Genomic DNA, 3,896 nt, shown 5'->3' on the forward strand with positions numbered 1-3,896 from the left:
TGTTGAATTTTCGCCTATGAAAACAAATTCATCCGCAACACCAATTGTCGTATTCCATGTTGCATCAGAGCAATTTTCATTTCCTTCATAATATGCAAAGACATAATTTGTTCCTTTGTCGAATTTGACATTGAATTTCACTTTACCATTGGTGATATTTGCAGTATAGTGATTATAATTAATATAAAGTCCAATAATTCCAGTGCAAGTTGCAGGATTAATATTTATAGTGACAGTACCATTTAGATTTTTTTCATCCTGATCAACCACCACATCCAAAGAGGTTTCCTGTCTTGACACTTTAAATGAAGTTGATGCATTTGAAGGGACATATTTGGCATCTCCCTCAAACCATACAGTTACATCATAAGTTCCTGCATGCAATCCGTATAAATTAATTGATGTGGTGTCATTTTCCAGATAAATAGTGGTATTTACGCCATTAACAGTTAAAATTGCTTCACCCCTGAGAGTATTTGGAACTACATTAACTATAATTGTTGCATTTTGACCCACCTCAATATCATTGGCAGACACGTTTAAGCTGCAATCATATTTTGTTACCTTCAATATTGCGCTTGCATTGGCTGCATAGTAATAATTGCTTTCAACAAATCCGAAGGTAATGTTGTATTCACCTTCCCCAAAATTGTTTAATGAAATTGTTGTGTTTCCATTATAAAGATAAACAATTTTCTTTCTGACACCATCAATATACATTATTGCCTGACCCTGTACTCCCTTAGGAAGAAGGGAAACAATAGCAGAACCCCTTTGGTCTATTTTAATTTCAGAAATATGAACTGATAAATCCACAACCTGCTTTTTGATTGTAACTGTTTTGTTGAAAAATGATTTGAAGTGATTTTCGTCCCCTCCATACACAACTTTCATGGTATAGTCACCAGGAAGCAAATCAGTTATTTCTGTGTTGACTTTCCCATTGTTCAAATCCAGTCTATATACATTGTCGCCAATATACAGAGATACAACTCCTGTCGGAGTTGACTTATCCTGACTTGTTACTGTGATTGCGACTTTAAGGGCATCTAAAAATGTAATGTTTTCATTATTATCTACAGCAAGTGAAGTGTAAAGCTTACCTACATCCACAGTTACATTTTGAGAGAAGCTACCTACGTTGGCATATACTGAAAATGATCCCTTGTTTTGAGAATGATTAAATATAAAATCGCTTTTACCATTGATTAACTGTTTTTGTAATGTTTCACCATAAGAAGTTGTGAATATAACATTAAACATTGGAAACAGATTGATTTGAGGTATTTTGTTATTGTTGATTGTCCATGAAGCATTTATTTTAACTGATTCACCAATGTTCAACATTGAATATTCCGGCACCAAAGTAAATACCAACCATGAGTTAACCTGATTGATATTGACCCTTGAACCATCTAAATAAGGATTATCATTAGTATTCCACCAATTGTTATCTAAACAAATTACTTCTCCACCATTGAAATATATATCTCGAGAAATTCCATCAAATATGGCATTGTCCATGAATGCATTATAAGTTAAATTCAGGTTACCTGCATTATAAATGTTAGGAGAACCTTTATACGCAAGCATTGGAGTTTCATAATTTCCTGTGTTGTTTCTGAATATTGATCCTCTGGCATGAAGATTGCCCGAATTATAAATCGCACCATAAATAATGTTGAAATTAGCCCTTTCAATATAATTGTTTTCGATAATAGAATTTAATAAAACAAAATCACCAGCATTATAAATTGCAGAACCTTTGCATTCATGAAGGGCACGTGAATTCGTAATAATACTATTTTCCATTGTTGCATTACCGTCATTGGCTATACCTGCACCATATCCAAAATCAACACTCATGGATTTGTTAAATTTGGAATTATTGATGAATAGATTCCCTTTATTATAAATGGATCCCCCATAAGAAAACAAACCTGATGTGGACAGTGCAGTATTGTTTTCAAAATAGGAATTGAGAACTTTCAAGTCTCCAAAATTGCTTACTGCTCCTCCATAAATGTATTTATCAACAGTATCATAGTACAGGACACTGTTTATGAACTGGCAATTATCAATGGTAACATCAGCCTTCTTAATGTCCAATGCAGCACCATATACATTATCGTTATATGAAACAGAGTATGATTCAGGAGATTTATATGCATTCACAAATTTGATATTTTTAAAGGTTATTTCCACATTGTCGGAAACGATAAAAATGTAATCCCTTCCCTGACCATCGAAAATCGTATTGCCTGAACCGACAAAAGTTAGTGATTTGTCAATGGTTAACCTTGTATTTGATGTGCCTTTATAGGTCCCATCTGCCAAATTGATAGTATAATTATCTTTAGATGATTTTAATGCTTTATCCACTGATTTTAAAGCCAAATCCTGAGAGCTTCCGTCATTTGCATTATTACCATTAACACTATCAACATAGATTATTTTTCCATCATCATTTAAATAATCATTATTGCTTTCAGATAAATTATTAAATTCCTTAGTGCTTAAATCCGAAGCGCTAACTGAAGATATTAATAAAAACACTGAAAAGATAATAAAAATTATTAATAATACTTTATTAAATTTCAAATTAAATACCTCATTTTGATTAAATTAAATTTTATAAATAATCATTTGTTAATGATATTTTAAGGTATGTAAAATAAAATATATATAATTATCTTGAAAAATAGCAGTTAAAAAAAAAGAAGTATAAATTAGTTTAAAACAACTAATTTATTCCAAAGTTGATTTTTTGCGTCTGATTCCAATCAATAATAATATTAAAGCTGGAATAATCATGACAATTGAAGGGATGAACCTTTCAATTTCGTTTTTCTCCTCAATTTCATAAATCTTTTTACTTACACTTGAAGATTCACCTGCAGATGAATCTGAACTTGCGGTTGATTTTGATTCACTGGCAGCGGAATCAGTACCTTCAGTTGAAGGAGTTACATCAGAACTGTTTGATTCCACATTAACATTCTGCTGATGACCATCAAAAGAATTTGTTTTTACTTTTCCACCATCAGTATTTGAAGTTGTATCTTCTTTACCGTTTTCAGCATTTGAATTGATGTAATTAAGTAATAAATCCCTTAATGATTTTGAACTACTGTGTTGATTATCTCCGTAGCCTCCATCGTCTTTATTGTCTGAAGGTTTATCATCACCGGATTGGGAATCATCTGTTGGAAGTTTACCTGTTTCACCATCATCCTGACTTCCAGAATTTTTTTTAGAACCTGGAATCAATGGATTGAATGAATATTGTTTTTTTGTTTCACCATTGGATATCTTACTTCCATCAACATTATTGGAAATCTCCTTATTATTATTCGGATTATAATTAAATTCATTGCCATTATCAACACTATTTTCACGAGAAGCAAAGAAATCGAATGCCCTCATGACTGGATTGTTATAGAATTCCATATTCTTATGTGCTGAAATGTCCCCATATTTATATCCGCTCTTGCTTGGATCAGCATTTGGATTATATGAAACCAATAAATTATTGAATATTTTAGAATCCACCGAACTTAATAAGTTAACGGAATAATATCCATCACTGAATACCTTGTTATCATGAATGTTATATTGATGATCTCCTGAAGTACTTTGACGGTAACTGATACCGTATAGATTATCATTTACTGACACATCCCCAACGCTATGCACTTCAATTGTATTATTGGCGATGTGTGAATGAGTATCCTGAGATTCAATACCTGCCACTAAAGCCCACTCATGTGTACCTGCCAAACCAGTAACATTAATCTTGTTGTTAGTGATTGACAAAGATGTTGCACCGTAGAAATTTTGAGAATAAATTCCTATGTTCGGACCGTTGGAAAATGAATATAAATCATTTCTAGTGA

Annotated in this window: 1 protein-coding gene and 1 pseudogene; both read right to left on the reverse strand. The window is 32.2% G+C overall.

Annotated features, from left to right (window positions below; translation table 11 throughout):
• The coding region (locus E7Z79_RS09390) for an Ig-like domain repeat protein (protein ID WP_303739682.1) at positions 1–2,556 on the reverse strand (2,556 nt) is incomplete at its 3' end.
• Positions 2,557–2,748: 192 nt separating this feature from the next.
• Positions 2,749–3,896, reverse strand: a pseudogene (locus E7Z79_RS09395) (right-handed parallel beta-helix repeat-containing protein); the annotation flags it as partial.

Source organism: Methanobrevibacter thaueri, assembly GCF_015062905.1.
Lineage (GTDB): Archaea > Methanobacteriota > Methanobacteria > Methanobacteriales > Methanobacteriaceae > Methanocatella > Methanocatella thaueri_A.